At 71.0% G+C, this 25,656-nt stretch carries 19 protein-coding genes; 6 read left to right on the top strand and 13 right to left on the bottom strand.

Annotation, left to right across the window (positions count from 1 at the left end):
* Positions 1 to 210: 210 nt before the first annotated feature.
* A complete protein-coding gene (locus tag ACZ67T_RS03380; protein WP_469981277.1) occupies positions 211 to 969 on the top strand; it encodes an enoyl-CoA hydratase/isomerase family protein in 759 nt (252 codons plus the stop codon).
* A 15-nt stretch (positions 970 to 984) separates the two neighbouring features.
* Here ACZ67T_RS03380 and ACZ67T_RS03375 read toward each other — a convergent pair whose 3' ends face one another.
* Both ACZ67T_RS03375 and ACZ67T_RS03370 read right to left on the bottom strand, forming a co-directional pair.
* On the bottom strand, positions 985 to 1,620 hold the full coding sequence (locus tag ACZ67T_RS03375) for a DJ-1/PfpI family protein (RefSeq protein ID WP_469981276.1): 636 nt from the start codon (positions 1,618 to 1,620) through the stop codon (positions 985 to 987).
* 14 nt (positions 1,621 to 1,634) lie between these two features.
* Positions 1,635 to 2,642, bottom strand: a complete 1,008-nt coding sequence (locus ACZ67T_RS03370; protein WP_469981275.1) for a GlxA family transcriptional regulator — start codon at positions 2,640 to 2,642, stop codon at positions 1,635 to 1,637.
* Between the two features lie 171 nt (positions 2,643 to 2,813).
* Between ACZ67T_RS03370 and ACZ67T_RS03365 the strand changes: the two genes are divergently transcribed.
* Positions 2,814 to 3,683 carry an SCO6745 family protein gene (locus ACZ67T_RS03365; protein WP_469981274.1) on the top strand — a complete coding sequence of 290 codons (870 nt, stop codon included), beginning with the start codon at positions 2,814 to 2,816 and terminating at the stop codon, positions 3,681 to 3,683.
* A 100-nt stretch (positions 3,684 to 3,783) separates the two neighbouring features.
* Complete coding sequence (locus ACZ67T_RS03360) at positions 3,784 to 6,267, top strand: Tex family protein (protein ID WP_469981273.1); 2,484 nt, start codon at positions 3,784 to 3,786, stop codon at positions 6,265 to 6,267.
* Positions 6,268 to 6,401: 134 nt separating this feature from the next.
* Here the strand turns inward: ACZ67T_RS03360 and ACZ67T_RS03355 are convergent, their stop codons facing one another.
* Positions 6,402 to 8,045, bottom strand: coding sequence for an ABC-F family ATP-binding cassette domain-containing protein (locus ACZ67T_RS03355; RefSeq protein WP_376533922.1), 1,644 nt, complete (start codon positions 8,043 to 8,045; stop codon positions 6,402 to 6,404).
* A gap of 68 nt (positions 8,046 to 8,113) precedes the next feature.
* On the bottom strand, positions 8,114 to 9,139 hold the full coding sequence (locus ACZ67T_RS03350) for an oxidoreductase (protein WP_469981272.1): 1,026 nt from the start codon (positions 9,137 to 9,139) through the stop codon (positions 8,114 to 8,116).
* A gap of 66 nt (positions 9,140 to 9,205) precedes the next feature.
* Here ACZ67T_RS03350 and ACZ67T_RS03345 point away from each other — a divergent pair, with 66 nt between their 5' ends.
* The gene (locus ACZ67T_RS03345) at positions 9,206 to 10,165 is read left to right on the top strand and encodes an FAD-dependent oxidoreductase (RefSeq protein ID WP_469981271.1); all 960 of its coding nucleotides are present in this window, start codon (positions 9,206 to 9,208) and stop codon (positions 10,163 to 10,165) included.
* A 24-nt stretch (positions 10,166 to 10,189) separates the two neighbouring features.
* On the opposite strand, the gene ACZ67T_RS03340 is transcribed toward ACZ67T_RS03345, so the two are convergent.
* From ACZ67T_RS03340 to ACZ67T_RS03330, 3 genes are all read right to left on the bottom strand, one after another.
* Entirely contained in the window at positions 10,190 to 11,803 is a 1,614-nt protein-coding gene (locus ACZ67T_RS03340; RefSeq protein WP_469981383.1) for a BCCT family transporter, read from the bottom strand.
* 108 nt (positions 11,804 to 11,911) lie between these two features.
* Positions 11,912 to 13,198 carry a M14 family metallopeptidase gene (locus tag ACZ67T_RS03335; protein ID WP_469981270.1) on the bottom strand — a complete coding sequence of 429 codons (1,287 nt, stop codon included), beginning with the start codon at positions 13,196 to 13,198 and terminating at the stop codon, positions 11,912 to 11,914.
* Positions 13,195 to 15,162: a Xaa-Pro dipeptidyl-peptidase gene (locus ACZ67T_RS03330; RefSeq protein ID WP_469981269.1), complete on the bottom strand. Its 1,968-nt coding sequence runs from the start codon at positions 15,160 to 15,162 to the stop codon at positions 13,195 to 13,197. Before ACZ67T_RS03330 ends, ACZ67T_RS03335 begins: the two co-directional genes overlap by 4 nt.
* Before the next feature lie 192 nt (positions 15,163 to 15,354).
* On the opposite strand from ACZ67T_RS03330, the gene ACZ67T_RS03325 reads away from it, so the two are divergent.
* Positions 15,355 to 16,845 (top strand): M1 family metallopeptidase, encoded by a 1,491-nt coding sequence (locus ACZ67T_RS03325; RefSeq protein WP_469981268.1) that lies wholly within the window; start codon positions 15,355 to 15,357, stop codon positions 16,843 to 16,845.
* 153 nt (positions 16,846 to 16,998) lie between these two features.
* On the opposite strand, the gene ACZ67T_RS03320 is transcribed toward ACZ67T_RS03325, so the two are convergent.
* From ACZ67T_RS03320 to ACZ67T_RS03310, 3 genes are all read right to left on the bottom strand, one after another.
* Entirely contained in the window at positions 16,999 to 17,862 is an 864-nt protein-coding gene (locus ACZ67T_RS03320; protein ID WP_469981267.1) for an oxygenase MpaB family protein, read from the bottom strand.
* Between the two features lie 67 nt (positions 17,863 to 17,929).
* Positions 17,930 to 18,250 carry a hypothetical protein gene (locus tag ACZ67T_RS03315; RefSeq protein WP_469981266.1) on the bottom strand — a complete coding sequence of 107 codons (321 nt, stop codon included), beginning with the start codon at positions 18,248 to 18,250 and terminating at the stop codon, positions 17,930 to 17,932.
* 165 nt (positions 18,251 to 18,415) lie between these two features.
* Entirely contained in the window at positions 18,416 to 19,888 is a 1,473-nt protein-coding gene (locus tag ACZ67T_RS03310; RefSeq protein ID WP_469981265.1) for an amino acid permease, read from the bottom strand.
* Positions 19,889 to 20,232: 344 nt separating this feature from the next.
* On the opposite strand from ACZ67T_RS03310, the gene ACZ67T_RS03305 reads away from it, so the two are divergent.
* Positions 20,233 to 20,973, top strand: coding sequence for a MerR family transcriptional regulator (locus ACZ67T_RS03305; RefSeq protein ID WP_469981264.1), 741 nt, complete (start codon positions 20,233 to 20,235; stop codon positions 20,971 to 20,973).
* Positions 20,974 to 20,998: 25 nt separating this feature from the next.
* Here the strand turns inward: ACZ67T_RS03305 and ACZ67T_RS03300 are convergent, their stop codons facing one another.
* The 3 genes from ACZ67T_RS03300 to ACZ67T_RS03290 form a co-directional block, all read right to left on the bottom strand.
* A complete protein-coding gene (locus ACZ67T_RS03300) occupies positions 20,999 to 23,179 on the bottom strand; it encodes a 3-hydroxyacyl-CoA dehydrogenase NAD-binding domain-containing protein (protein ID WP_469981263.1) in 2,181 nt (726 codons plus the stop codon).
* A 38-nt stretch (positions 23,180 to 23,217) separates the two neighbouring features.
* A complete protein-coding gene (locus ACZ67T_RS03295; RefSeq protein ID WP_469981262.1) occupies positions 23,218 to 24,432 on the bottom strand; it encodes an acetyl-CoA C-acetyltransferase in 1,215 nt (404 codons plus the stop codon).
* Positions 24,433 to 24,498: 66 nt separating this feature from the next.
* Positions 24,499 to 25,641, bottom strand: coding sequence for an acyl-CoA dehydrogenase family protein (locus ACZ67T_RS03290; protein ID WP_469981382.1), 1,143 nt, complete (start codon positions 25,639 to 25,641; stop codon positions 24,499 to 24,501).
* Between the last annotated feature and the right edge of the window lie 15 nt (positions 25,642 to 25,656).

The raw sequence follows: 25,656 nt of genomic DNA, 5'->3' as shown, positions 1-25,656 counted from the left end.
ACCAGAATTCAGCGAGTATCGACGCAATTTGACCGTTGGCGTATGACAGCGTCAGGTGTGCGACTGATCCTGCCGTTCTAGTTTTCTCTTCCCTGGCTATTCAGGTTGTACGCGTTTGAACTCGTCATCGGCCGTCATGAGCCCGCCGGCGCGGCGACCGCCCGCCCCTTCTTGATCGCACGTTCGAGGCATGCGGATAGCATCCGGCGCATGTCGCACACACCGCCGCAGGTCACGCACTCGGTCACCGACGGCATCGCCACCGTCGTCATCGATCACGCCGCCAAACGGAACGCCATGACGGACGGCATGTGGCGTTCGCTGCCGTCGCTGCTCGCTTCCCTCGACGCCGATCCTGCGGTGCGGGTGCTTGTGCTGACCGGGGCCGGCGGGACGTTCTGCGCGGGCGCCGACATCTCCACGCTCGGCGGCTCGGGGTCGCGGGCGCAGGAGCTCGCGGTCGCGGCCGAGGAGGCGCTCGCGGCCTTCGCCAAGCCGACGCTGGCCGCCGTGCGCGGCTACTGCGTGGGCGGCGGCTGCCAGCTGGCCGCGGCCTGTGACCTGCGGTTCGCGGCCGAGGACGCGCTGTTCGGGGTCACGCCGTCGAAGCTGGGGATCGTGTACCCGGCGAGTTCGACGCGCCGCCTCGCCTCCCTGGTGGGCCCCGCGACGGCCAAGTATCTCTTGTTCTCGGGCGAGTTGATCGGTACGGAGCGTGCCCTGCGGACCGGTCTGGTGGACGAGGTGCTCGCCGGGGACGAACTGGACAAGCGGGTCGGCGAGTTCGCCCGGATTCTCGGTGAGCGCTCGCAGCTGACGCAGGCCGCGGCGAAGGAGTTCGCCGACGGCCGCGTGGAGCGGGCCGCGCACTGGGCCGAGCAGGCGCGCGGGAGCGGCGACACCGCGGAGGGCGTCGCCGCGTTCCTGGAGCGCAGGAAGCCGCGCTTCACGTGGACCACGTCAGGGTGAAGCCGGTCTCCCGGACTACTCCAGGATGAAGCGGCTCTCCGCGCGGAACTTCTCGACGAGGTGTGCGGGGGCCTTCTCGGGCGAACCCGCGTCGTACGGCGGCTGCGGGTCGTACTCGGTGAGCAGCTGTACGGCCTGCGCGTGCTCGTCGCCCGCGATCGTACCGACGAGGGTCAGGCCCATGTCGATGCCGGAGGAAACCCCGGCGGCGGTGACGTACTTGCCGTCGACGACGACCCGTTCGCCCGTAGGTTCGGCGCCGAACTTCTTCAGGGAGTCGAGCGCCAGCCAGTGCGACGTCGCGCGCCGGCCGTCCAGCAGACCGGCGGCGGCGAGGAGCAGCGACCCCGTGCACACGGAGGTCGTCCAGGTACTGGTGGCGTCGGCGGCGCGCAGCCAGTCGAGCAGGACTTCGTTCTCCATCTGCGCGCTCTGGCCCGGCCCGCCGGGGACGACGACGACGTCCGGGTCGGTCAGCTCCGACAGCGTCTTGTCGGCAGTGAGGGCGAGCCGTCCGGTGTCCGACCGCACGGGCCCGGTCCGCTCGGCGACGAAGGTGAGTTCCGCGTCGGGGAGTCTGCCGAGCGTCTCGTAGGGGCCGACGGCGTCGAGTGCGGTGAAGCGGTCGAAGAGGACGATGGCGATCTTCATCGGGTGCCTTTCGGTCAGGAACGGGTGGGCTCGGACGGGCGTCGGCCCGTTGTACGGGTTCCGGGTGCGCAGAAGCGGCGGCGGTACTCGGCCGGGGACGCGCCGAGCGCTCTGGTGAAGGCGCGGCGCATCGCCTCGGGGGTGCCGTAGCCACAGGTGCGGGAGATCTCCTCGACGCCGTCGGAGGTGTCCTCCAGGAGGCGGCGCGCCTGTTCGAGGCGGACCAGGTCGACGTACCGGCCCGGGGTCATGCCGGTCTCGGCCTGGAAGGCGCGGGCGAAGTGGCGCGGCGAGAGGCGGGCGCGGGAGGCGAGCGACTCGACGGAGAGGTCGTCGTCGGGGTGCTCGGTGATCCAGTGCTGGACCTCGCGCAGCGGCTCGCGCCGTGCGGTCTGGGCGGAGAGCTGGGCGCTGAACTGGGCCTGGTTTCCCGGGCGTCGCAGGAACACGACGAGGTGGCGGGCGACCGTCAGCGCGGTGTCGCGGCCGTGGTCCTCCTCGACGAGCGCGAGGGCGAGGTCGATGCCCGCGGTGACGCCGGCCGAGGTCGCCACGTTCCCGTCGCGTACGTAGATGGGGTCCGGGTCGACCTCGACGGCCGGGTGGTCGCGGGCGAGGCGGTCGCAGTACGCCCAGTGCGTGGTCACCCGGCGGCCGTCGAGCAGGCCCGCCTCGGCGAGCAGGATGGCGCCCGTGCAGACGGAGACGAGACGCTCCGCGCGCGGGCCGTGCTCCCGCAGCCAGGCGGTCAGACGCGGATCCGGGCGGCGCGTGCCCCGGCCGCCGGGGACGAGGAGCGTGTGCGGGGCGGGCGCGTCGGCGAGTGCGTGGTCGGGGACGAGTGTGAGCCCGCTGGAGGTGCGGACGGGCCCGCCGTCGAGGGAGGCCGTGCGGATGCGGTACGTGTCCCCGGGGCGCGGGCCCCGGCAGAGGGCGGCTCCGGCGAAGACCTCTGCCGGGCCGGTCACGTCCAGGCTCTGGACGTCGTCGAACAACAGGATGAGCACGGTGCGGGCGGCCATACGGCCAGTCTTCGGGCACGCCGGTACGGCCGCAATGACAAGTACCCCACCTTTCCTGCCGTCGCGCCTGACGTGGGTGGGAGCGGTGCGGTGAAGGGTGTGGCGAACGTTTCGGCGAATGGTCCATGCCCGCACGTTCCACCCGTACCAACCAGTCGGTAACGTACTCGCATGACGACCTCTTCGGACCCCCGCGCCGCCCGCCGCTGCCACAACATGCTCAACCCGTTCCACTCGACGCACTACTTCTCGCCCGACCTGGGCAAGGAGTTGGGCGCCATCGGGATCACCCACCGCAGCGCGGCGTACTTCGCGGCACGCGCGGCGGCGATGGGGGCCGTCGGTGCCGGAACCGTGACGGCGACCTTCTACAACTTCAAGCACGAGCTCGTCGCCGAACACGTGCCCGCCGTGTGGGAAACGGCCTCCCCGGAGACGGTCCTCGCGGCACGCGCGCGTGCCGTCGACTCGACGCTGCGCAGGCTCCTGGGCGACGAGATCGTGGCCTCCCCTGAGATGGCCGAGGCCGCCACTCTCGCGCTGCGGGCCACGGAGGCCTGCACCCGCCACGCCCGGCCGCTGTACGCCGCCCACGCCGACCTGCCGGTGCCCGAGGAGCCGCACCTCGCGTACTGGCACGCCACCACGCTGCTGCGTGAGCACCGCGGCGACGGGCATCTGGCCGCGCTGCTCGCCGCCGGCCTCGACCCCGTCGAGGCGCTGGTGAGCCATGTCGCGACCGGCAAGGGCATGGCCCCGAAGTGGCTGCTCGCCACGCGCGGCTGGACCCGCGAGGACTTCGACGCGGCCGCCGACCGGCTGCGGGAGCGCAAGGTGCTCGACGAGCAGGGCGAGCTGACCGAGCTGGGCGTGGCGCTGCGCCGCGACCTCGAGGCGGAGACCGACCGGCTCGACCGGGAGCCGTACGCGCACCTGGGCGAGGCGGGCGTGGCCCGGCTCACGGAGCTGGCGGGCGGCTTCATGGGCACCGCCCTCGGCGCGGGCGCGTTCCCCGCCGACCTGATCGGCAAGACCGTCTGATCGGACACCCGGCGCCGGCAGGCGGGTGGGCTGCCCCCCGTTGTCGGCGCCACCTGCCACAATTGCCGCGCACCCTCAGTTGAGAAGGCGGTACGGCATCGTGGCGACACCCAGCGCAGGTCCCATCACGGGGTCCATCGAAGGCAGGATTGCCGAGGAGCTCGGCGTACGGGAGCGGCAGGTGAAGGCCGCCGTCGAGCTGCTCGACGGCGGTTCGACGGTCCCGTTCATCGCGCGCTACCGCAAGGAAGCGACCGAGATGCTCGACGACGCGCAGCTGCGCACGCTCGAGGAGCGGCTGCGCTATCTGCGGGAGCTCGAGGAGCGGCGTGCGGCGGTCCTCGACTCGGTCAGGGAACAGGGCAAGCTGACCGACGAGTTGGCGGCGCAGATCATGGCCGCCGAGACCAAGGCGCGCCTCGAGGACATCTATCTGCCGTTCAAGCCGAAGCGCCGCACCAAGGCGCAGATCGCGCGCGAGGCGGGGCTGGAGCCGCTGGCGGACGGGCTGCTCGGGGACCCCACGGTGGAACCGGCCGCCGCGGCGGCCGCGTTCGTCGACTCCGACAAGGGCGTGGCGGACGCGCAGGCCGCGCTCGACGGCGCCCGCGCCATCCTCACCGAGCGTTTCTCCGAGGACGCCGACCTGATCGGCGAGCTGCGTGAGCGCATGTGGGGCCGGGGCCGGCTGGCCGCCAAGGTCCGCGAGGGCAAGGAGGAGGCGGGCGCCAAGTTCGCCGACTACTTCGACTTCTCGGAGCCGTTCACCGCGCTGCCCTCCCACCGGATCCTCGCGATGCTCCGCGGCGAGAAGGAGGACATCCTCGACCTGGTCCTGGAGCCGGAGGAGCCGGGCGACGTCGCCGGTGGCCCGTCCTCGTACGAGCCGATCGTCGCGGACCGGTTCGGAATCAGGAACCAGGGGCGGCCCGGGGACAAGTGGCTGGCCGACACGGTGCGCTGGGCCTGGCGGACCCGCATCCTGGTGCACCTCGGCCTCGATCTGCGGCTGCGGCTGCGCACGGCCGCGGAGGACGAGGCCGTGCAGGTCTTCGCGGCGAACCTGCGGGACCTGCTGCTGGCCGCCCCGGCGGGCACGCGCGCGACGCTGGGCCTCGACCCCGGCTTCCGTACGGGCGTGAAGGTCGCGGTCGTCGACGCGACGGGCAAGGTCGTGGCGACGGACGTCATCCACCCCCACGTGCCCGCGAACCGGTGGGACGAGGCGCTGGCCAAGCTGGCCCGCCTCGCGGCCCAGCACTCGGTCGACCTGATCGCGATCGGGAACGGCACGGCGTCGCGCGAGACCGACAAGCTCGCCGGTGATCTCATCACCAAGCACCCGGAGTTGAACGTCACCAAGGTGATGGTGTCGGAGGCGGGCGCGTCGGTGTACTCGGCGTCGGCCTTCGCCTCGCAGGAGCTGCCCGACATGGACGTGTCGCTGCGCGGCGCCGTGTCGATCGCCCGCCGCCTCCAGGACCCGCTGGCCGAGCTGGTGAAGATCGACCCGAAGTCGATCGGTGTCGGCCAGTACCAGCACGACCTGTCCGAGGTGAAGCTGTCGCGCTCCCTGGACGCGGTCGTCGAGGACTGTGTGAACGGCGTGGGCGTGGACGTGAACACGGCGTCCGCTCCCCTCCTCGCCCGCGTCTCCGGCATCAGCTCGGGCCTCGCGGAGAACATCGTGGCGCACCGCGACGCGAACGGCCCGTTCACGTCCCGCAAGGGCCTCAAGGACGTGGCCAGGCTGGGCCCCAAGGCGTACGAGCAGTGCGCGGGCTTCCTGCGGATCCGCGGGGGCGACGACCCGCTCGACGCGTCGTCCGTGCACCCGGAGGCGTACCCCGTGGTGCGGCGCATGGTGAAGACGACGGGTGGCGAGGTCGCGTCCCTGATCGGGAACGCGGCGGCGCTGCGCGCGCTGCGGCCGGCCGAGTTCGTGGACGACAAGTTCGGTCTGCCGACGGTCTCGGACATCCTGAAGGAGCTGGAGAAGCCGGGGCGTGACCCGCGTCCCGCCTTCAAGACGGCGACCTTCAAGGACGGTGTCGAGAAGATCTCCGACCTGGCCTCCGGGATGGTGCTCGAGGGCGTCGTGACGAATGTGGCGGCCTTCGGCGCGTTCGTGGACGTCGGTGTGCACCAGGACGGCCTCGTGCATGTGTCCGCGATGTCGAAGACGTTCGTGAAGGACCCGCGGGACGTCGTGAAGCCCGGCGACATCGTCAAGGTGAAGGTCCTCGACGTGGACATCCCGCGCAAGCGGATCTCGCTGACGCTGCGTCTCGACGCCGAGGCGGCGACGGGCACGCCGGGCGCCGGTGGCGGGGCGGGTGCCGGCGGCGGCCGCCGGGAGCGCGGCGCGCGCCCGCCGCAGCAGCGAGGGCAGCAGCGCCAGGGTCAGGGCGGCCAGGCACAGGGCGACCAGGGTCAGGGCGGCCAGGGCCGACGCCAGGGCCAGGGCCAGCGGCAGCAGTCCCAGGGGCAGCGGCGCGGTGGCATGTCCGCACCGGCGCCCGCGAACAGTGAGATGGCCGAGGCCCTGCGCCGCGCGGGCCTGCTCGACCCGAAGGGGCGCTGACACACCCGGGGCCGGTCACCACGCAGGTGACCGGCCCCGGGCGACACGCGGGCGGCCCAGGTGAACACGGCCCGCACACCTCGGCCCGGCGCCACGCGTCTGCCCACGCGGCACCCGTCAGCCCGCGGCGCACCTCAGACGGACAGCTCCGTCACCTTGCCGTCGGCGACCTCGAGACGCCGCTGCGTCCTGACGGCGTCCAGCATGCGGCGGTCATGGGTGACGAGCAGGAGCGTGCCCTCGTACGAGTCGAGCGCCGACTCCAGCTGCTCGATGGCGGGCAGGTCGAGGTGGTTGGTCGGCTCGTCCAGGACGAGCAGGTTGACGCCCCGTCCCTGGAGCAGCGCCAGCGCGGCCCTGGTGCGTTCGCCCGGCGACAGCGTGGCCGCCGACCGCAGGACGTGATCGGCCTTGAGGCCGAACTTCGCGAGCAGCGTGCGCACGTCGGCCGGCTCGGTGTCCGGCACGGCCGCGCAGAACGCGTCGAGCAGCGACTCCGAGCCGTGGAACAGGGCCCGCGCCTGGTCGACCTCGCCGACGACGACACCGGAGCCGAGCGTCGCGTGCCCCGCGTCCAGCGGCACCCGGCCGAGGAGCGCGCCGAGCAGCGTCGACTTCCCGGCGCCGTTCGCCCCCGTGATCGCGATGCGGTCGGCCCAGTCGATCTGCAGCGAGACCGGACCGAGCGTGAAGTCGCCGCGCCGCACCTCGGCGTCGCGCAGCGTGGCGACGACGGCGCCGGAGCGCGGCGCCGCCGCGATCTCCATGCGCAGCTCCCACTCCTTGCGCGGCTCGTCCACGACGTCGAGGCGCTCGATCATGCGCTGCGTCTGCCGGGCCTTGGCCGCCTGCTTCTCGCTGGCCTCGCTGCGGAACTTGCGGCCGATCTTGTCGTTGTCCGTGGCCTTGCGGCGGGCGTTCTTGACGCCCTTGTCCATCCAGCCGCGCTGCATCTGGGCGCGGCCTTCGAGCGCGGCCTTCTTGTCGGCGTACTCGTCGAACTCGTCGCGCGCGTGCCGGCGGGCGACCTCGCGCTCCTCCAGGTAGGCCTCGTATCCGCCGCCGTAGAGGTTGATCTCCTGCTGGGCGAGGTCGAGCTCAAGGACCTTGGTGACGGTGCGGGTCAGGAACTCCCGGTCGTGGCTGACGACGACCGTGCCCGCGCGCAGCCCGCGCACGAAGGACTCCAGGCGCTCCAGGCCGTCCAGGTCGAGGTCGTTGGTCGGCTCGTCGAGCAGGAACACGTCGTAGCGCGACAGCAGCAGCGAGGCGAGGCCCGCGCGGGCGGCCTGGCCGCCGGAGAGCGACGTCATCTCCTGGTCGAGCCCGACGCCGAGGCCGAGGGAGCCGGTGATCTCCTCGGCGCGCTCGTCGAGGTCGGCGCCGCCGAGGTCGAGCCAGCGCTCCAGGCTCACGGAGTACGCGTCGTCGGCCCCCGGGGCACCGTCGACGAGGGCCTGGGTGGCCTCGTCCATGGCGCGCTGCGCGGCGTCGACGCCGGTGCGCCGGGCGAGGAACTCGCGCACGGTCTCGCCGGGACGGCGCTCCGGCTCCTGGGGCAGGTGCCCCACGGTCGCGCCGGGCGGCGAGAGCCGCAGCTCGCCCTGCTCGGGGGTGTCGAGGCCGGCGAGGAGCTTGAGGAGCGTGGACTTCCCGGCGCCGTTGGCGCCGACGAGCCCGATCACGTCCCCGGGCGCGACCACGAGGTCGAGCCCGGAGAACAGGGACCGGTCGCCGTGCCCGGCGGCGAGGTTCTTGGCTACGAGAGTGGCAGTCATCAGACCGCCGATTTTAGCGATCGGACGGACCGCCCACGCCCGCCGCTCCCCGGCTGCGGAAGACCCCCTCACCGCGTCATCGGCGCCACCAGCACGCTGCCCGTGGTGCGGGCCACGACGAACGACTCGCCCCTGGTCGCCTTCGGGTCGAGGGCGATGCGGTGGCGGCCCGGTTCCAGTACGGCGTCGAAGACGTCCTGGGCGTGGCTGCGGTAGAGCCGGTCGAGGCGGTACGCGGTGAGGCGGACCCGGCAGGCGGAGGTGACCTCCAGGCCCGCCTCCCCGTCGACGGCGACGAGGCGGGTGAGGCGGCGCTGCGGGACCGCGCGGCGGTCCAGGGCGCTCTCCACCTGGGCGACGAGAAGCGGGACGATCGGGGCGAGCCCGTCCACGAACGCCGCCTCGGCGCCCGCCCGCTCGAACTGTTCGCGCACCGCGGCCCGGTCGGACTCGCTGACGGCACGGCCGAAGGCGACCGCGCCGTAGGTGCGCAGTTCGTCGGGCGGCACACCGGCCGCGTCCTGGGTGATCTCGGCCCCGATGCCGATGGTGCGCAGCGCGGCGGCGAGCTTGGCGAGGACGGCGACGCGGGCGCCGATGAGCAGGACGCGGCGGGCCGGGGCGGGCTCCGCGCCGCCGTCGAGCAGCGGCCGCAGAGCCTCGCGGTACGCGGCGCCGTGGAAGCGGAAGGGGCCAATGCCGCGGTAGCCGTTGAGCTCCAGGTCGGCTCGTTCCTCGGTCTGCCAGGCGAAGTCCCGCCAGATGACGTCGGGGCCGTCCGCCTCGATGACCGCGGTGACGGCCCCGCATTCGAGGCCCTCGCACTCGGGGCACCCGTAGATGACGTAGCGGCCGCCTGGGAGCGGCGCGTCCGCTTCGAGGAGCAGGCTGCGGACGTGGGCCGTGAAGATCGCCGGCGGGATGTCCGAGGCGAGCGGGGAGACGGCGTCGAGGTCGGAGAGCTGGAACAGCAGCGGCGAGCCGTTCACGATGAAGTCCAGGAACTCCCGGTGGACTTGGTAGTCCCCGTTCGTGAGAACCCCACCGGCGCGCATGGCCGGTGCCAGGCCGAAAGTCGCGTACTCGGCAGACATGCCCTGAGTATTCCCACCCGCGACCTGATGTGCGCACGGCACGACCCATTCCGCTACGGTCCGCTCGTGCACAGTGACGCGAGCAGGCATGTGATCGTGGTCGGCGGCGGGGTCATCGGCCTGACGACGGCCCTTGAACTCGTACGAACGGGGCGCCGCGTGCGGGTCTGGACGCGGGATCCCACCGCTCTGACGACGTCTGCGGTCGCGGGCGCGCTGTGGTGGCCGTACAGGATCGACCCGGTGGAACGGGTGAGTGACTGGTCGCTGCGGTCCCTGCGCGTGTACGAGGAACTGGCGGCGCGACCCGGTCCGACGGGCGTGCGCATGGCGGAGGGCGTGCAGGCCGACACCCTCCTCGAGGGCCTTGGACCCTGGGCGGACGGGGTGGCGGGGCTGCGTCCGGCGACCCCGGCGGAGTACGGGGGCGGCACGGGCCTGTGGGCACGGCTTCCACTGGTGGACATGCCGGTGCACCTGGAGTGGCTGAAGGAGCGCTTCCTGGCGGCGGGCGGGCGCGTGGAGACGCGGGAGGTCACGGACCTCGCGGAGGCGGGCGCGCGGGCGCCGGTCGTCGTGAACTGCACGGGCATCGGGGCCCGGGCGCTCGTACCGGACGATGCCGTACGCCCCCTGCGCGGCCAGCTCGTCCTCGTGGAGAACCCGGGTGTGGACACGTGGTTCACCGGCGGCGGCGACTCCCCCGACACCTCGACGTACTTCTTTCCGCAGCCCGGCCGGCTGATCCTGGGCGGCACGGCGCAGGAGGACGACTGGTCGCTCGAACCCGACCCCGCCGTGGCGGAGGCGATCGTGGAGCGGTGTGCGCGGGTGCGGCCCGAGATCGCGGGGGCACGGGTCATCGGGCACCGGGTGGGGCTGCGGCCCACGCGGCCCGAGGCGCGGGTCGAGCGTGAACGGGCGCCGTGGGGCGGAGTGTTGGTGCACAACTACGGGCACGGCGGGGCCGGCGTGACGGTCGCGTGGGGCTGCGCCCAGGAGGCGGCAGGGCTCGCCGTCTCCTGAACGGTTCGACCGGGCGACAACGGGTCAGCCGATCGGGTCGCCCGCACGCTCCGTGCCCTGGCCCGGCCCGATCCGGATCTCGAAGTCGCCGTCGTACTGTTCGTGGCCGGCGATGACCGCCGCCTCGACGGCCTCGTCGCCCCGGTCGCTGCGGACGATCAGCGGGTCGTGGCGCAGGTCCCGCATGAGGGCCACACACATCCCGATCATGACGATCGTGAACGGCGCGGCGACGAGGATCGTCAGGTTCTGCAGTCCCGTCAGCGCGTTGCCCGAGCCGTTGCCGATGAGGAGCATCACGGCGGCGACGGCTCCGGTGACGACGCCCCAGAAGATGACCACGAAGCGGCCGGGTTCGAGGGCGCCCTTCTGCGAGAGCGTGCCCATCACGATGGAGGCCGCGTCGGCGCCGGACACGAAGAAGATCCCGACGAGGATCATCACGAGCAGGCTCGTCGCGGTGGCGATGGGGAACTCGTCGAGCACGCCGAAGAGTTGGGCCTCGGGAGTGGTCGCGCCGCGGAGGGCCCCGTGCTCCTTCAGGTTCATCGCCGTGCCGCCGAAGACCGCGAACCAGATGAGGCTGACGGTGCTGGGGACGAGGATGACGCCGCCGACGAACTGGCGGATCGTGCGGCCCTTGCTGATACGGGCGATGAACATGCCGACGAACGGCGTCCAGGAGATCCACCACGCCCAGTAGAAGACCGTCCAGCTGCCCAGCCAGGCCGCGACGCCCTTGCCGCTGGACGCCTCGGTCCTGCCGACGAGCTGCGGCAGCTCACCGAGGTACGCGCCCAGCGAGGTGGGCAGCAGGTCGAGGACCAGGATCGTGGGCCCGGCGATGAACACGAACACGACCAGGATCAGCGCGAGGACCATGTTGATGTTGGACAGCCACTGGATGCCCTTCTCGACCCCGGACACGGCCGAGGCGACGAAGGCGACGGTGAGGACCGCGATGATGGTGACGAGGAGGCCCGTGCTCGCCTTGTCCATCCAGTTGAGCACCTCGAATCCGCTGCCGATCTGCAGGGCGCCGAGGCCGAGGGACGCGGCGGAGCCGAAGAGGGTGGCGAAGATCGCGATGATGTCGATGACGCGGCCCCAGGCGCCGTACGCGTGCCGCTCGCCGATCAGCGGTACGAAGACGGAGCTGATGGTCTGCCGGCGGTGGCGCCTGAACGTGCTGTAGGCGATGGCCAGTCCGACGACGGCGTAGATCGCCCAGGGATGCAGCGTCCAGTGGAACAGGGTCGTGGCCATGGAGGTCTCCATGGCCTGGGCCGAGTCGACGGGCAGGGTGCCCGGCGGGTGCGTGGTGTAGTGGGCGAGTGGTTCGCTGACTCCGTAGAACATCAGGCCGATACCCATGCCGGCGCTGAACATCATGGCGACCCAGGAGACGGTCCTGAACTCGGGAGTCTCGCCCTCGTCGCCCAGCGTGATCTTCCCGTACCGGCTGATCGCCAGCCAGAGCGCGAAGACGACGAAGCCGGACGCGGCCAGCATGAACGCCCAACCGCCGTTGTGGATCAGCCCTTTGAGGAGTCGTGTCGAGACGTCCTCGAGGGAGTCGGTGGCGACGGAGCCCCAGATGACGAACGCCACGGTGAGTGCGGCTGTCACGCCGAACACCACCCGGTCGGTCGCCGGACTCCGTCGCCCCGTCGCCTCCGCGGCAGGTTTGATTTCGGGATTATTCACCCCTCAGGACCTACCACAACCGGCGCGAACGCCCCGGTTTCAGCACGTGGTGTCGGGGTCCCCCTCGATGAGGTGGTACGGAGCACGCGCGTCGAGGAGCAGAGTCACGAGCGCCCGCTCGGACTGGCGCAGCGGCACGAACACCCCTCCCCCTGTCCGGTCCTTGCGCACGGTGATCCCGTGCAGCGCCAGCTTGTCCTCGACGGACGCGTACCGTGCCGCGTCGAGACGGTAGCCGCACGGCGGGTTCTGGATGATCTCCGCGGGCTCGGCCGGGTCGTTGTCCGCGCCGCCGACGTAGACGGGGCCGCGGTCGCGGTATCCGGCCACGCGGGCGGCGCCGGTGGCCGCCTCGATCCTGTCGCGATGCAGGTCGGTGAACGTGAACAGGCCGCCGAGCGCGGAGAGTTGGCTCTGCACCCGGCGCCGGTTGTTGAGCGCCGGATCGGCCTTCTCCGCGTCGGTCTGGGGGTCGACGCGGCTCTCGATCAGCAGTCCGACCGCGTGCTTCACGCCGGAGACATTGCGCAGGATGCGCTCCTGCCCGTCCCCCGCGGTCTGCTTCATGGGCTCCCCGGTCACCGGGTCGGTCCAGATGCCGTACGTGCCGGTGGAGTATCCGCCCGCGTTGGCGGCAGGACGGACGTACGCCGTGGAGAGGGTCTCGGCCTCGTCGTGGACCTGGCTGTCGGTGTTGAGGTTGCGCGGCCAGAGGTCGAAGAGGTCCTTGTCGTAGTACTTGGGTGTGGCCCCGTACTCGTGGAGGTCGTAGATCACGTCGGGCTTGCGGTCGCGGATGACGGCGGCCATGGCGCGCGCCTCGGCGGTGTCCAGGGCGATGTGGTCGCGGTTGATGTCGATGCCGTCGGAGTTGCCGCGGGTGTTCGCGGCGCGGCCGTCGGGGTTGGCGGTGGGGACGACGAGCAGGGTGGTGCGGGACAGGAAGGCCTTCGTCTTCTTGTCCTTGGCGTAGGCGAGGTCGCGGATCGTGGTGAGACACGCCTCGCGGCCGGACGGTTCGTTGCCGTGCTGGCTGCAGATGAGCAGCACGGTGTTCGCGGTCCGGTGCTCGCCGATGCGGACGAGCTGGACGGGCCTGCCCTGCTTGGTGGTGCCGACCGTGTCGACAAGGACGCGGTCACTGCCCTTGTCGACCGCCGCGAGGAAGTCCTGCTCTTCGGGCTGACTGGTCCAGCGGGCCCCGTCGCTCTGCTCGAATCCGGTCCGCGGCGGCGCGGAGGTGGCCTGGGCCGGGGCCGTGAGCAGGGGCGCGGCGAGGGCGGCGGCCGTCGCGGCCAGGGCGAGGGTACGGATACGGGGTGTCATCGAGTGCTGCCTCCCGGGACGGGGCGGAACGGGCGGGGGTCGGACAGGCGCTCGGGTGCCGACGTGCGCGGTGCGGCGGCGTGGGTGCCGGCCGTGGCGGACGCGAACGTGTGGGCTCCGCCGACGAGTGGGACGCGCGCGGACGTCCTGGCCAGGTCGAGGGTGAGCGTGGGCTTGGTCGACGGCGGATCGATGAGGTCCTTGTCGGTGCCCGCGACGATCAGCGCGAGGCGGTGGCCCGCCGGGACGACGTGGTCACTGGGGGCCAGGTCGAGGGTGATCGTGTAGGGCCTGCCCGGGGTGAGCGGCCTGCCCGTGCGGTCGGAGGCGTAGTTGCCGAGGTCGGCCCAGCCGCGGCTGAACACGGTCCGGTCGACGTCGGCGGTCTTGGCCTCGGTCCGCAGGAAGCAGGAGCTGTCGCCGGCCGTGCTCGCGCCCCAGCAGGTGCGGTCGGTGAGCGTGGTGATGCCCTCGCCGCCGTCGGCGTAGTCACGGATCGTGGCCGGGCCGAGGTCGACGAGTACGGCCGAGAGGTGGGCGGTCGTGGTCGACGGGGTGGCGGTGACGGTGACCTTCGACGAGCCGGACAGGCGCAGGTCCTTGCCGAGCGGCTCGGTGACGAACCCGGCCTTGTCGGGCGTCGACTTGTCGATCTGCGCTGCCCAGTCGGTCTCGCTGAGCTTCGGGTCGTCGGTGAACACCTCGGTGCCCGAGCCGTGCTTGAGGCCGAGCGTGCCGACGCCGGCCGCGCTGCCCTCGGCGGGGCTCAGGCGCACAGCGTCGGTGGTGCGGGGCGGCCAGACGCGGTCGGTGGTCCAGTGGTCGGGGGTGCGCTCGATGTCGGCCATCGGCTCGCGGTCCACGCCGTTGTCGTAGCCGAGGAGTTCATGGTCGAACCAGCGGTGGAGGGTGTCGACCCAGGCGCTGCGGCGGGAGTCGAAGGGGTCGACGTGGCCGGTCTGCGCGAGCCAGATCTTGCGGTCTACGCCCGCCTTCGCGAGGGCGTCCCACCACTGACCGAAGTGCTTGGCGCGGACGTTGAGGTCCTGCATGCCGTGCACGACGAAGACGCTGGCCTTGACCTTGCCGGCGTCGGGCACGTAGTTCCGCTCGTCCCACAGACCGGTCCAGTCGCCGGTCCTGGGCGCTTCGTCGACAAGTCGCTTCTGCACGGCGGCGCAGCGCGCGCGGGCCTCGGGGCTCTCGACGTAGTCGGACAGCCACTCGGGTCCGCTGTCGTACAGGGGCGCGCCCTGCTGGAAGTAGTAGTCGTACCAGGAGGAGATGCCGCCGATCGGGACGATCGTCTTCAGGCCCTCGACTCCGGTCGCCGCGACGCCGTTCGCGATGGTGGCGTCGTAGCTCTTGCCGATCATGCCGGTACTGCCGTTGGTCCAGCCGGCCTTGGCGCGTTCGGTGCCGGTGCGGCTGGTGTAGCCCTTGCCGCGGCCGTTCAGCCAGTCGACGACGGCCTTGCCGGACTGGATGTCGGAGCGGCCGCCGACGTCGACACAGCCGTCGGAGCGGTTGGTTCCCGCGAGGTCGACGGCGACGAAGGCGTAGCCGCGCGGCACGAAGTAGTTGTCGTAGTACAGCGGGAACTGGACGACGTTCCCGTGCTCGTCGTACGTCTTCAGCTGGCTCTCGTTGCCACGGCCGCAGCAGGAGTAGTACGGGCTCGCGTCCATGATCACGGGGACTTTGCGGCCCTGCTGTGCGGGTTCGCGCGGCCGGATGATGTCGACGGCGACGCGGTCGGTCTTTCCGTCTCCGTCCCCGTCGAGCCGGGTGTCGACCCAGACGGATTCGCGGATGGCCTTGTCGTACGAGTAGACGGGCTTCGACTCACGGGGCGCGGCGCTCTGGGCGGCCCCGGGAGAGACGAGGACGGCTAGGAGTGCGGCGGTGGCCGCTGTCGCGAGCGTCCTCCACAGGGGGCGCGTGCGTCTCTCAGGTATCGGCATGGGGCGGAAGCTACCCCGGTGAACTCCCTTGCAACAGAGGGCAGTAGGCGACGATGAAAGGCGCATGGGACGGATTGGCACATGTCGGCCGAATGGCGATCGTGTGACACGTGGGGCCATGGACATGACCGGGGCGGGAGGGGCTGAATAGGGTCGGCAACAACGTTCACGGCCCTACGACTTGGAGCTTTCGTGTACCGCAGACTCATCGCCCCGGGCGCACTGGCGGCCGCTCTCATGCTGGCGATCCCGGCATCGGCGGCGGACTTCACGCCTGGGGCACCGGGCATCGGCGACCCCTACTACCCGGACTACGGGAACGGCGGCTACGACGTCTCCCACTACGACCTGCGCCTCAAGTACCAGCCGAAGACGGACCTCCTGGAGGGCACGGCGACGATCCTCGCCACCTCCACGCAGGATCTCTCGCGCTTCGACCTCGACTTCGGCCTCAAGGTCAGCGAGGTGCTGGTCAACGGCAAGAAGGCCAAGTTCGCCACGTCGGGCGTGGAGGAGCTCGAGGTCACTCCGCCGGCCGGTCTGCCCAAGGGGTCGTCGTTCAGCGTCGTCGTCCGCTACGCCGGCAAGCCGTCCGAGGTGAAGCTGTACGGCTTCACGTCCTGGCAGCGCACCCCGGACGGCGGCATCGGCGCGAACGAGCCGGAGTCCGCGGCCTGGTGGTTCCCGTCGAACGACCACCCGCGCGACAAGGCGACGTACGACGTGTCGGTGGCCGTGCCGGACGGGACCCAGGCGATCTCCAACGGCGTGCTCCAGTCGCAGTCGTCGAAGCTCGGCTGGACGCGCTTCAACTGGCGCTCCAACAAGCCGCAGGCGACGTATCTGACCACCCTCGCGGTCGGCAAGTTCGACATCACGACCGACAGGACGGCGGACGGCCTGCCGGTCGTGAACGCGTACAGCAAGGACCTGGGCGACAACTACGGCGCGGCGCGCGCGAGCGTCGAGCGGACCACCGAGGTCGCCGAGTGGCTGGAGACGAAGTTCGGCAAGTACCCGTTCAACGCGCTCGGCGGGTACGTCCCGAACGTGCCGTCCAGCTTCGCCCTGGAGACGCAGACGCGGCCGTTCTACAGCCCGAAGCAGTTCGCGAACGGGTCGAACGTGTCGGTGATCGTGCACGAGCTGGCGCACCAGTGGTACGGCGACAGCGTCTCCGTCGACGGCTGGAAGGACATCTGGATCAACGAGGGCTTCGCCCGCTACAGCCAGTGGCTGTGGTCGGAGAAGGAGGGCGAGGGCACGGCGCAGGAGCTCGCGGACTACACGTATGCGCAGCACCCGGCGGACGACGCCTTCTGGCAGGTCGAGCCCGGTGACCCGGGCGCGGAGAACCAGTTCGACATCGCCGTGTACGACCGGGGGGCGCTGGCCATCCAGGCGCTGCGCAACGAGGTCGGCGAGAAGAAGTTCGCCGCGATCCTCAAGGGCTGGCCGCAGGAGCACGCGTACGGCAACGCGAAGGTCTCCGACTTCGTGAAGTTCGCCGAGAAGATCTCGGGCAAGCCGCTCGCGGCGCTCTTCGACACGTGGCTCTACCAGCCGTCGAAGCCTGGCACGGCCGCGGCGCAGCGGGACCGGGTCGCGCGGGCCGGGGTGGCACCGGCGAAGCCGAAGTCGTGGAAGCAGATCGCGGCGACGAACTCGGTGCACGACCACTGACGCCTGATCGCGCCGTGGCGCAGTGGCCCTTTCTCCGGCCGGTGGCCTTTCGGGGGCAGTGGCCTGTCGAGGTCACCACCCTTGAGGTCTGTGGCCGTCGGGGTCGGTGGCCTTTCGAGGTCGCAGCCCTCCGGGGTCAGCGGCCCGTCGAGGTCAGCGGGCGCGGGCCGCTTCGGCGGCTCGTGCCCGTCGCGCCATCGGCAGGTAGCGCAGGCGCTCCGGCAGGAGCGGCACCACCCGCCGGACGACCGCGCCGAACCGTCGCAGTCTGCGCTCCTGGACCGGGGTCCACGGCAGGCCGATAACCTCCCGCGCGTCGGGCGGCATCAGTCCGATCGTGAGGAAGCGGCGGAAGCGGGCGAGCGGGGGCAGGAGCAGCGGCCACAGTGCGCGCAGCGCGAGCCGGACCGGCAGCGGCCCGCGGTCGGGCGGCGGGACCGGTGCGTCGACGGCGACGAGTTCGCGTACGACGGCCGTCAGCTCGATCTCTTCGGCCAGAACCTTGCGGTAGTAGGGCCAGAACGCCTCGACGGTCTGCGGCATGTCGCGGTCGTGCAGGCCGAGGATCCGGCCGACCTGGAGCCACTCCGCGTAGAGCCGGCGTTCCTGCGCCTCGGTGAAGGGGCGGCGGCCGAGGTAGCGCTGGGCCTGCCGGTACACGGGGAAGCCGGTGGCGTGGACCCAGGCGTAGTACGCGGGAGTGAGCGCGTGGTAGCTGCGGCCCCGGGTGTCGGTGCCGCGGATGGTGCGGTGGAGCTGTCGCAGGCGGCGGCCCTCCTGTGCGGCGTCCTCACCGCCGTAGACCCACAGCATCACCGAGCGCAGGGAGCGCTCGCCGCGGCCCCAGGGGTCCGTGCGGAACACGGAGTGCTCGTCGACGCCCGCGCCGACGGCCGGGTGGGCGACCTGAAGGGTGAGCGCCGCGGGGAGGGCGAGCAGGGAGCGCACCTCACCGGCGACGTTCCACAGGATGCCGCCGGGCGGAGGCGGCTCGGGATCGAGGTCGTGCTGCTTCATACGGCTCCCCAGCGGTTACCGGGTGATACGTGATCCAGTATGCGGCCCCGGGTTCCGGTGGTGCGGCTCAGGGGTGTGCCATGCCGCCGCCCTGCGACTCACCGCCCAAGCGGGACGCCAGGTCGGACGCGAGCTCCGAGACACAGGTGCGCAGATCCGTCTCGGCGGCGGCGACCGGGCCGCGCGGCACGCCGGCGAGGTCCGCGCGGGGCCGCACGGGAGCGCACTGGCAGGGCTGAGGCAGTTGCTCGCTCCCCGGGGCGGCCGCCTCCCGGTCCCCGGCCCACCGCCGCGCCCGGCCGAGGACCCCCGCCGCGAACAGGGCAACGGATGTGCCGAGTTGACCCACCTTGAGGTGGAATTCCAGGGGCAGGGATACGAGGGCCATGCCATGGGCCTACCCGACCACCCGCCACTCGCAACGTGCGGCTCACTCCCCGTGGTCGTACACCGTCACCGCGATGCCCAACGGGCAGGTGGCGCCACCCCGGAGATACGTGATCTCCGGCATGACGCCACCGTGGGTGCTGCCGCTGACAGTGGGGGGCCGGCGTTATTCGCCGTCGGTCAGTTCGGCCAGTTCCCGGGTCGACTCACGCTGGATGCGGCGGCGGGCGGCGAACCAGCCGGCGACGAGCAGGACCGCGATGACCGGGATCAGCATCAGGGTCTTGCGGCCCGTGTCCGGGTCGTTCCACATGAGGCCGAGCACGAGCAGCAGGAAGACGATCGTGACGATCTCGGTGACCGGGGACCAGGGCAGGCGGAACGACGGCCTCTTGATCAGGCCCTGCTTGGCCCGCCGGACGAACGCCAGGTGGGCGACCATGATCATGACCCAGGTGCCGATGATGCCGATCGAGGAGACCTCGATGACGATCTCGAAGGCGTCGTGCGGGAGGAGGTAGTTGAGGCCGACGCCCAGGACGCCGACACCCGCGGTGAGCAGGATGCCGCCGTACGGCACCTGGCTGCGGTTCATACGGGCGGTGAACTTGGGCGCGGAGCCCGACATCGCCATCGAGCGCAGGATGCGGCCCGTGGAGTAGAGGCCCGAGTTCAGGCTGGACATGGCCGCGGTGAGCACGACCAGGTTCATGATGTCGCCGATGCCGCCGACGCCCAGCTTGCTGAACAGGGTGACGAACGGGCTCTCGTTCGACGAGTACACCGAGGACGGCAGCAGCAGCGCGAGCAGCACCACCGAGCCGCAGTAGAACAGGCCGACGCGCCACATGATCGAGTTCACCGCGCGCGGGACGACCTTCTGCGGGTCGGCGGTCTCGCCCGCCGCGACACCCACCAGTTCCAGGGCGGCGTACGCGAAGACGACACCCTGCATGACGAGGACGACCGACATCGTGCCGCCCGGCATGAATCCGCCGTGGTCCGTGATCATGCTCAGGCCCGGGGTCTGGCCGTCGATCGGGTGCTGGGTGGCGACCAGGAAGACGCCCACGAACAGGAAGGCGACGAGCGTGGCCACCTTGATGATCGCGAACCAGAACTCCATCTCGCCGAAGTACTTCACCGAGATCAGGTTCACGCCGAGCACGACCGCCAGCGCGATCAGCGCGAGCACCCACTGCGGAATCGTCGTGAAGGCACTCCAGTACTGGGTGTACAGGGCGATCGCGGTGATGTCCGCGATACCCGTCATCGACCAATTGAGGAAGTACATCCAGCCCGCGACGTAGGCGCCCTTCTCACCGAGGAACTCGCGCGCGTACGACACGAAAGAACCGGAGGACGGCCGGTAGACGACCATCTCGCCGAGGGCGCGCACGACCAGGTAAGCGAAGACTCCGCAGACGAGGTACGCGACGGCGAGTGCGGGGCCCGCCGAATGAAGGCGGCCGCCCGCTCCGAGGAACAGTCCGGTACCGATCGCGCCACCTATCGCGATCATGTTGACGTGGCGGGCCTTGAGGTCCTTGCTGTAGCCGGCGTCACCCGCGTCGGCGGGCGCCTGGGACGCATCTGTGCGGGATGCGTCCAGAGCCGTGTTGGCGGCTTCCTTGCTCACGTGGGGGGATCCCTCTGTGGTGCCCGGATTGCTCCGGGGTCCGGATGTGCTGCGGCCCGCGACATTCCTGACATGGCGCGGACCGACTGTGCACCTTCCCCCACGAGGCGGCGAACACGCGGTGGCGGAGATCACATAGCGGCACTTCTCACATGATGATCAACCCCTGTACAGCGGGTCCGACGGGGCGTATAAGCGCTCGCTCGCGCCCCAACAGCCCCTCGCCGCCCGCCCTTTCCGCCGTGCGGCGCTTTCACAACTTTGGTGTGTCAGCAATACTGTTGAACCTGGCCGGTGCGGAACCGGATCAAGGTGGACGCGGGACCCGAGAAGCGAGGCGCAGCATGACGACGGACACCGGGGAGCCGACGCTCACGGTCGACGAACTGGCCGCGCGCGCGGGCGTCACCGTCCGTACGATCCGCTTCTACAGCACGAAGGGCCTGCTCCCGCCGCCCGTGATCGGGCCACGCCGGGTCGGCCACTACGGCCCGGACCACCTCTCCCGGCTCGCGCTGATCGAGGAGCTCCAGCACCAGGGCATGACACTCTCCGCGATCGAGCGGTATCTGGAGCAGCTGCCCCCGGACCTGAGCGCGGACGACCTGGCGATCCACCGCGCACTGGTGGCGGCCTGGGCCCCGGACTCGGCGGAGGACGTCACACGGGCCGAGCTGGAGCGCCGGGCCGGGCGCACCCTGTCCGGACAGGATCTGGACCGGCTGGCCGCCATGGGCGTCGTCGCCGGCCCGAGGGACAGCGACACCTTCCGCGTGGACCCCGGTCTGCTGCGGCTCGGGGTGGAGCTGCTCGGGGTACCGATCGCGCACGAGACGATCCTCGCGGCGCGCACCGTACTCATGGAGCACACCCGGGACGCCGCCCAGGAGCTGACGCGGCTGTTCCGCGACGAGGTGTGGGGGCCCTACCGGGAGCGGGAGTCGAACCCCGAGGATCCCGCGCATGTGGCGGCGATGAAGTCCCTGTCGGCCCATATGCAGCCGATGGTGGTGCAGGCGCTGGTCACGGCGTTCCAGCGGTCGCTCAAGGAGCAGCTGCGGGAGGCGTTCCGCGCCGAGGGCTGACCCCCGGCGCGGAACGCCGTGACCGTCAGGCGTCGGTGAACGTCTCGCCCTTGTCGGCCTTCTCGACGAGCAGCGCGGTCGGCTGGAAACGCTCGCCGTAGCGCTCGGCGAGCTCGCGCGAGCGCGCCACGAAGCCGGGCAGACCGCCCTCGTAGCCGTTGATGTACTGCAGGACTCCGCCGGTCCAGCCCGGGAAGCCGATGCCGAAGACGGAGCCGATGTTGGCGTCCGCGACCGAGGTCAGGACACCCTCCTCCAGAAGGCGCACGGTGTCGAGCGCCTCGGAGAAGAGCATGCGCTCCTGCATGTCCTTGAACGGGATCTCGTGTCCGGGCTTGGTGAAGTGCTCGCGCAGGCCCGGCCACAGACCGGCGCGCTTGCCGTCCACGTACTCGTAGAAGCCGGCGCCGCCGCTGCGTCCGGGACGGTCGAACTCGTCGACCATGCGGTCGATGACGACGTCCGAGGGGTGGCCCGCCCAGGTGCCGCCCGCTTCCTCGACGGCCCGCTTGGTCTCGTTACGGATCTTGCGCGGCAGGGTGAGCGTCAGCTCGTCCATCAGGGACAGGACCTTGGCCGGGTAGCCCGCCTGGGCGGCGGCCTGCTCGACGGAGGCCGGCTCGATGCCCTCGCCCACCATCGCGACGCCCTCGTTGATGAAGTGCCCGATGACGCGCGAGGTGAAGAAGCCGCGCGAGTCGTTCACGACGATCGGCGTCTTGCTGATCTGGCGGACCAGGTCGAAGGCGCGGGCGAGCGCCTCGTCACCGCTGCGTTCGCCCTTGATGATCTCGACGAGCGGCATCTTGTCGACGGGCGAGAAGAAGTGCAGCCCGATGAAGTCCTCGGCCCGCTCGACACCCTCGGCCAGCAGGGTGATCGGCAGCGTCGAGGTGTTGGAGCACAGCAGCGCGTCGGGCTCGATGACGTGCTGGATCTCCTTGAACACCTTGTGCTTGAGCGCCGGGTCCTCGAAGACGGCCTCGATCACGGCGTCGCAGCCCGCGAGGTCCTGCGGTTCGGCGGTGGGCGTGATCCGCGCGAGGAGGGCGTCCGCCTTCTCCTGCGTGGTGCGGCCTCGGGAGACGGCCTTGGCGCAGAGCTTCTCGGAGTAGCTCTTGCCCCGGGCGGCGGCGTCGGCCGTCACGTCCTTGAGGACGACCTCGATGCCGGCGCGGGCGCACGAGTAGGCGATGCCCGCGCCCATCATGCCGGCGCCGAGGACGGCGACCTTGCGGACGGTGCGCTTCTCGATGCCCTTGGGCCGGTTCGCGCCGGAGTTGACGGCCTGGAGGTCGAAGAAGAACGCCTGGATCATGTTCTTCGCGGTCTGGCCGGTGACGAGCTCGGTGAAGTAGCGCGCCTCGATGGTCAGTGCCGTCTCGAAGTCGACCTGGGAGCCCTCGACGGCCGCGGCGAGGATGTTGCGCGGGGCCGGGTACGGGGCGCCGTTCAGCTGCTTCTTGAGGTTGGCCGGGAAGGCGGGCAGGTTCGCCGCGAACTTCGGGTTGGCCGGGGTGCCGCCCGGGATGCGGTAGCCGGGCTTGTCCCAGGGCTGCTGCGACTCGGGGTTGGCGTCGATGAAGGCGCGCGCCTGGGCGAGCATCTCCTCGGGGGTGGCCGCCACTTCGTGGACGAGGCCGTTCTCCAGGGCGCGCTTCGGGGTGTACTGGGTGCCCTGGAGGAGCACCTTCAGCAGGGCGTCGGCGATGCCCATGAGGCGTACGGTGCGGGTGACGCCGCCGCCCGCGGGGAGCAGGCCGAGCGTGACCTCCGGGAGGCCGATCTTGGAGCCCGGGGCGTCGAGGGCGATGCGGTGGTGGGAGGCGAGCGCGATCTCGTAACCGCCGCCCAGGGCCGCGCCGTTGATCGCCGCGACGACGGGCTTGCCGAGCGTCTCGATGCGGCGCAGGGAGTTCTTGATGCCGATGCCGGTCTCGAACGCCTGCTGGGCGGTCTCGGGGCCGACCTTCATCATGTCCTTCAGGTCACCGCCCGCGAAGAACGTCTTCTTGGCGGAGGTGTAGATGATGCCGCGGATCGAGTCCTTCTCGGCCTCGGCGCGGTCGGCGATCGCGGCGATCGAGTCCTTGAACGCCTGGTTCATGGTGTTCGCGGACTGGTTGGGGTCGTCGAGGACGAGCGTGACGATGCCGGTCTCGTCCTGTTCCCAGCGGATGGTGGAACCCGTCGAAAGGTCGGTCATTTCTGTTGCTCCGTAGATGCCAGTGCGGGAAAGGACGGTCAGAGACGCTCGACGACGGTGGCGATGCCCATGCCGCCGCCGACGCACAGCGTGGCGAGGCCGTAGCGCTTGTCCTGGCGCTCCAGCTCGTCGATGAGCGTGCCGAGGATCATCGCGCCGGTGGCGCCGAGCGGGTGGCCGAGCGCGATGGCGCCGCCGTTGACGTTGACCTTGTCGAGGGAGAGGCCCATGTCCTTGACGAAGCGCAGGACGACAGCGGCGAACGCCTCGTTGATCTCGACGAGGTCGATGTCGTCGATGGTCAGACCGGCCTTGGCGAGGGCCTTGCGGGACGCCGGCGCGGGGCCGGTGAGCATGATCGTCGGCTCGGAGCCGGAGACCGCCGCGGAGACGATCCGCGCGCGCGGGGTCAGGCCGTGGCGCTCGCCGACCTCCTTGGTGCCGATGGCGACGAGGGACGCGCCGTCGACGATGCCGGAGGAATTGCCCGCGTGGTGGACGTGGTCGATCTTCTCGACCCAGTGGTACTTCTGCAGCGCGACGGCGTCGAAACCGCCCAGGTCACCGATGTCGGCGAACGACGGCTTCAGCTTGGCGAGCGAGTCGGCGGTCGTGCCGGGGCGCAGGAACTCGTCGTGGTCGAGGACGGTGAGGCCGCTGCGGTCCGTGACGGGAACGACGGAGCGGGCGAAGCGGCCGTCCTTCACGGCGGCGGCCGCGCGCTCCTGCGAGAGCGCCGCGTACTCGTCGACGTCGCGCCGGGAGAAGCCCTCGATGGTGGCGATCAGGTCCGCGCCGATGCCCTGCGGCACGAAGCCCGTCTCGTAGTTGGTCATCGGGTCGGCGAACCAGGCGCCGCCGTCCGAGGCCATCGGGACGCGCGACATCGACTCGACGCCGCCGGCGAGGACGAGGTCCTCCCAGCCCGAACGGACCTTCATGGCCGCCAGGTTGACCGCTTCGAGGCCCGAGGCACAGAAGCGGTTCTCCTGCACACCGGCCACCGTGTCGGGCAGGCCGGCGGCGATGGCCGCGATCCGCGCGATGTCGGAGCCCTGGTCGCCGACCGGGCCGACGACGCCGAGCACGATGTCGTCGATGGCGGCGGGGTCGAGGTCCGGGAAGCGCCGCTGGACCTCGTGGATCAGTCCGACGACGAGGTCGATCGGCTTGGTGCCGTGCAGGGCGCCGTTCGCCTTGCCGCGTCCGCGCGGGGTGCGGATCGCGTCGTACACGTACGCTTCGGTGCTCACTCGCTTGCCTTTCAATGAGGGTGGGCCGGGCGATGAGGTGGGCCGGGCCGGGAGGTCGGTGGGGAGTCAGCCGAGCAGGGAGCGCCCGATGATCTCCTTCATGATCTCGGTCGTGCCGCCGTAGATCGTCTGGATGCGTCCGTCGGTGAAGGCCTTGGCGACGCGGTACTCCGTCATGTATCCGTAGCCGCCGTGGAGCTGGAGGCAGCGGTCCGCGACGCGCTTCTGGAGCTCGGTGGCCCACCACTTGGCCATCGAGGCATGCACCGCGTCGAGTTCGCCGTTCGAGTGGTCGACGATGCAGCGGTCCAGGAAGGTCCGGGTGACGGCGCACTCGGTGGCCATCTCGGCTATCTCGAACCGGATGTGCTGGAGCTTGGCGAGCGGGCGGCCGAAGGCCTCGCGCTCCTTGACGTACGTCGTGGTGATCTCCAGGAGGTGCTCCGCGGCGGCGATCCCGGCGACGGCGATGCCCATGCGCTCCTGCGCGAGGTTCGTCATCAGGTGGACGAAGGCGCCGTTGAGCTCGCCGAGGAGATTCTCCTTCGGGACGCGGACGTCGTTGAAGAAGAGCTCGGCCGTGTCCTGCGCCTTCTGGCCGATCTTGTCGAGGTTGCGGCCCCGCTCGAAGCCCTCCATGCCGCGCTCGACGACCAGGAGGGACAGCCCGTGGGCGCCGCCGTCGGGCGTCGTCTTCGCGACGACGATCACGAGGTCGGCGAGGATCCCGTTCGAGATGAACGTCTTGGAGCCGTTGAGCAGCCAGTGGTCGCCGCGGTCCTCAGCCGAGGTGCGGATGCCCTGGAGGTCGGATCCGGCGCCCGGCTCGGTCATCGCGATGGCCGTGATCAGGGAGCCGTCGCAGAAGCCGGGCAGCCAGCGGCGCTTCTGCTCGTCCGTGGCGAGCGACGTCAGATACGGCCCGATGATGTCGTTGTGGAGGCCGACCGCGAGGCCGGCGGCTCCCTCGCGGGTGAACTCCTCGGAGAGTACGGCGCTGTAGCGGAAGTCGGTGTTGCCGCCACCCCCGTACTCCTCGGGCACGGCGAGCCCGAGGAGGCCCTGCCGGCCGGCCGCGAGCCAGGCCCCGCGCGAGACGATGCCGTCCTTCTCCCACTGCTCGTAGTGCGGGGTGACCTCCTTGGCGAGGAAGGTGCGGACGGTCTCGCGGAACGCGTCGTGCTCCTCGGTGAAGATCTGCCGTTCCATTGCCATCGTGGTGCC

Source organism: Streptomyces sp. NPDC107517 (assembly GCF_055582645.1).
The sequence above is the reverse complement of the archived record's forward strand: the minus strand, read 5'-3'. Positions and strand labels throughout refer to the sequence as shown.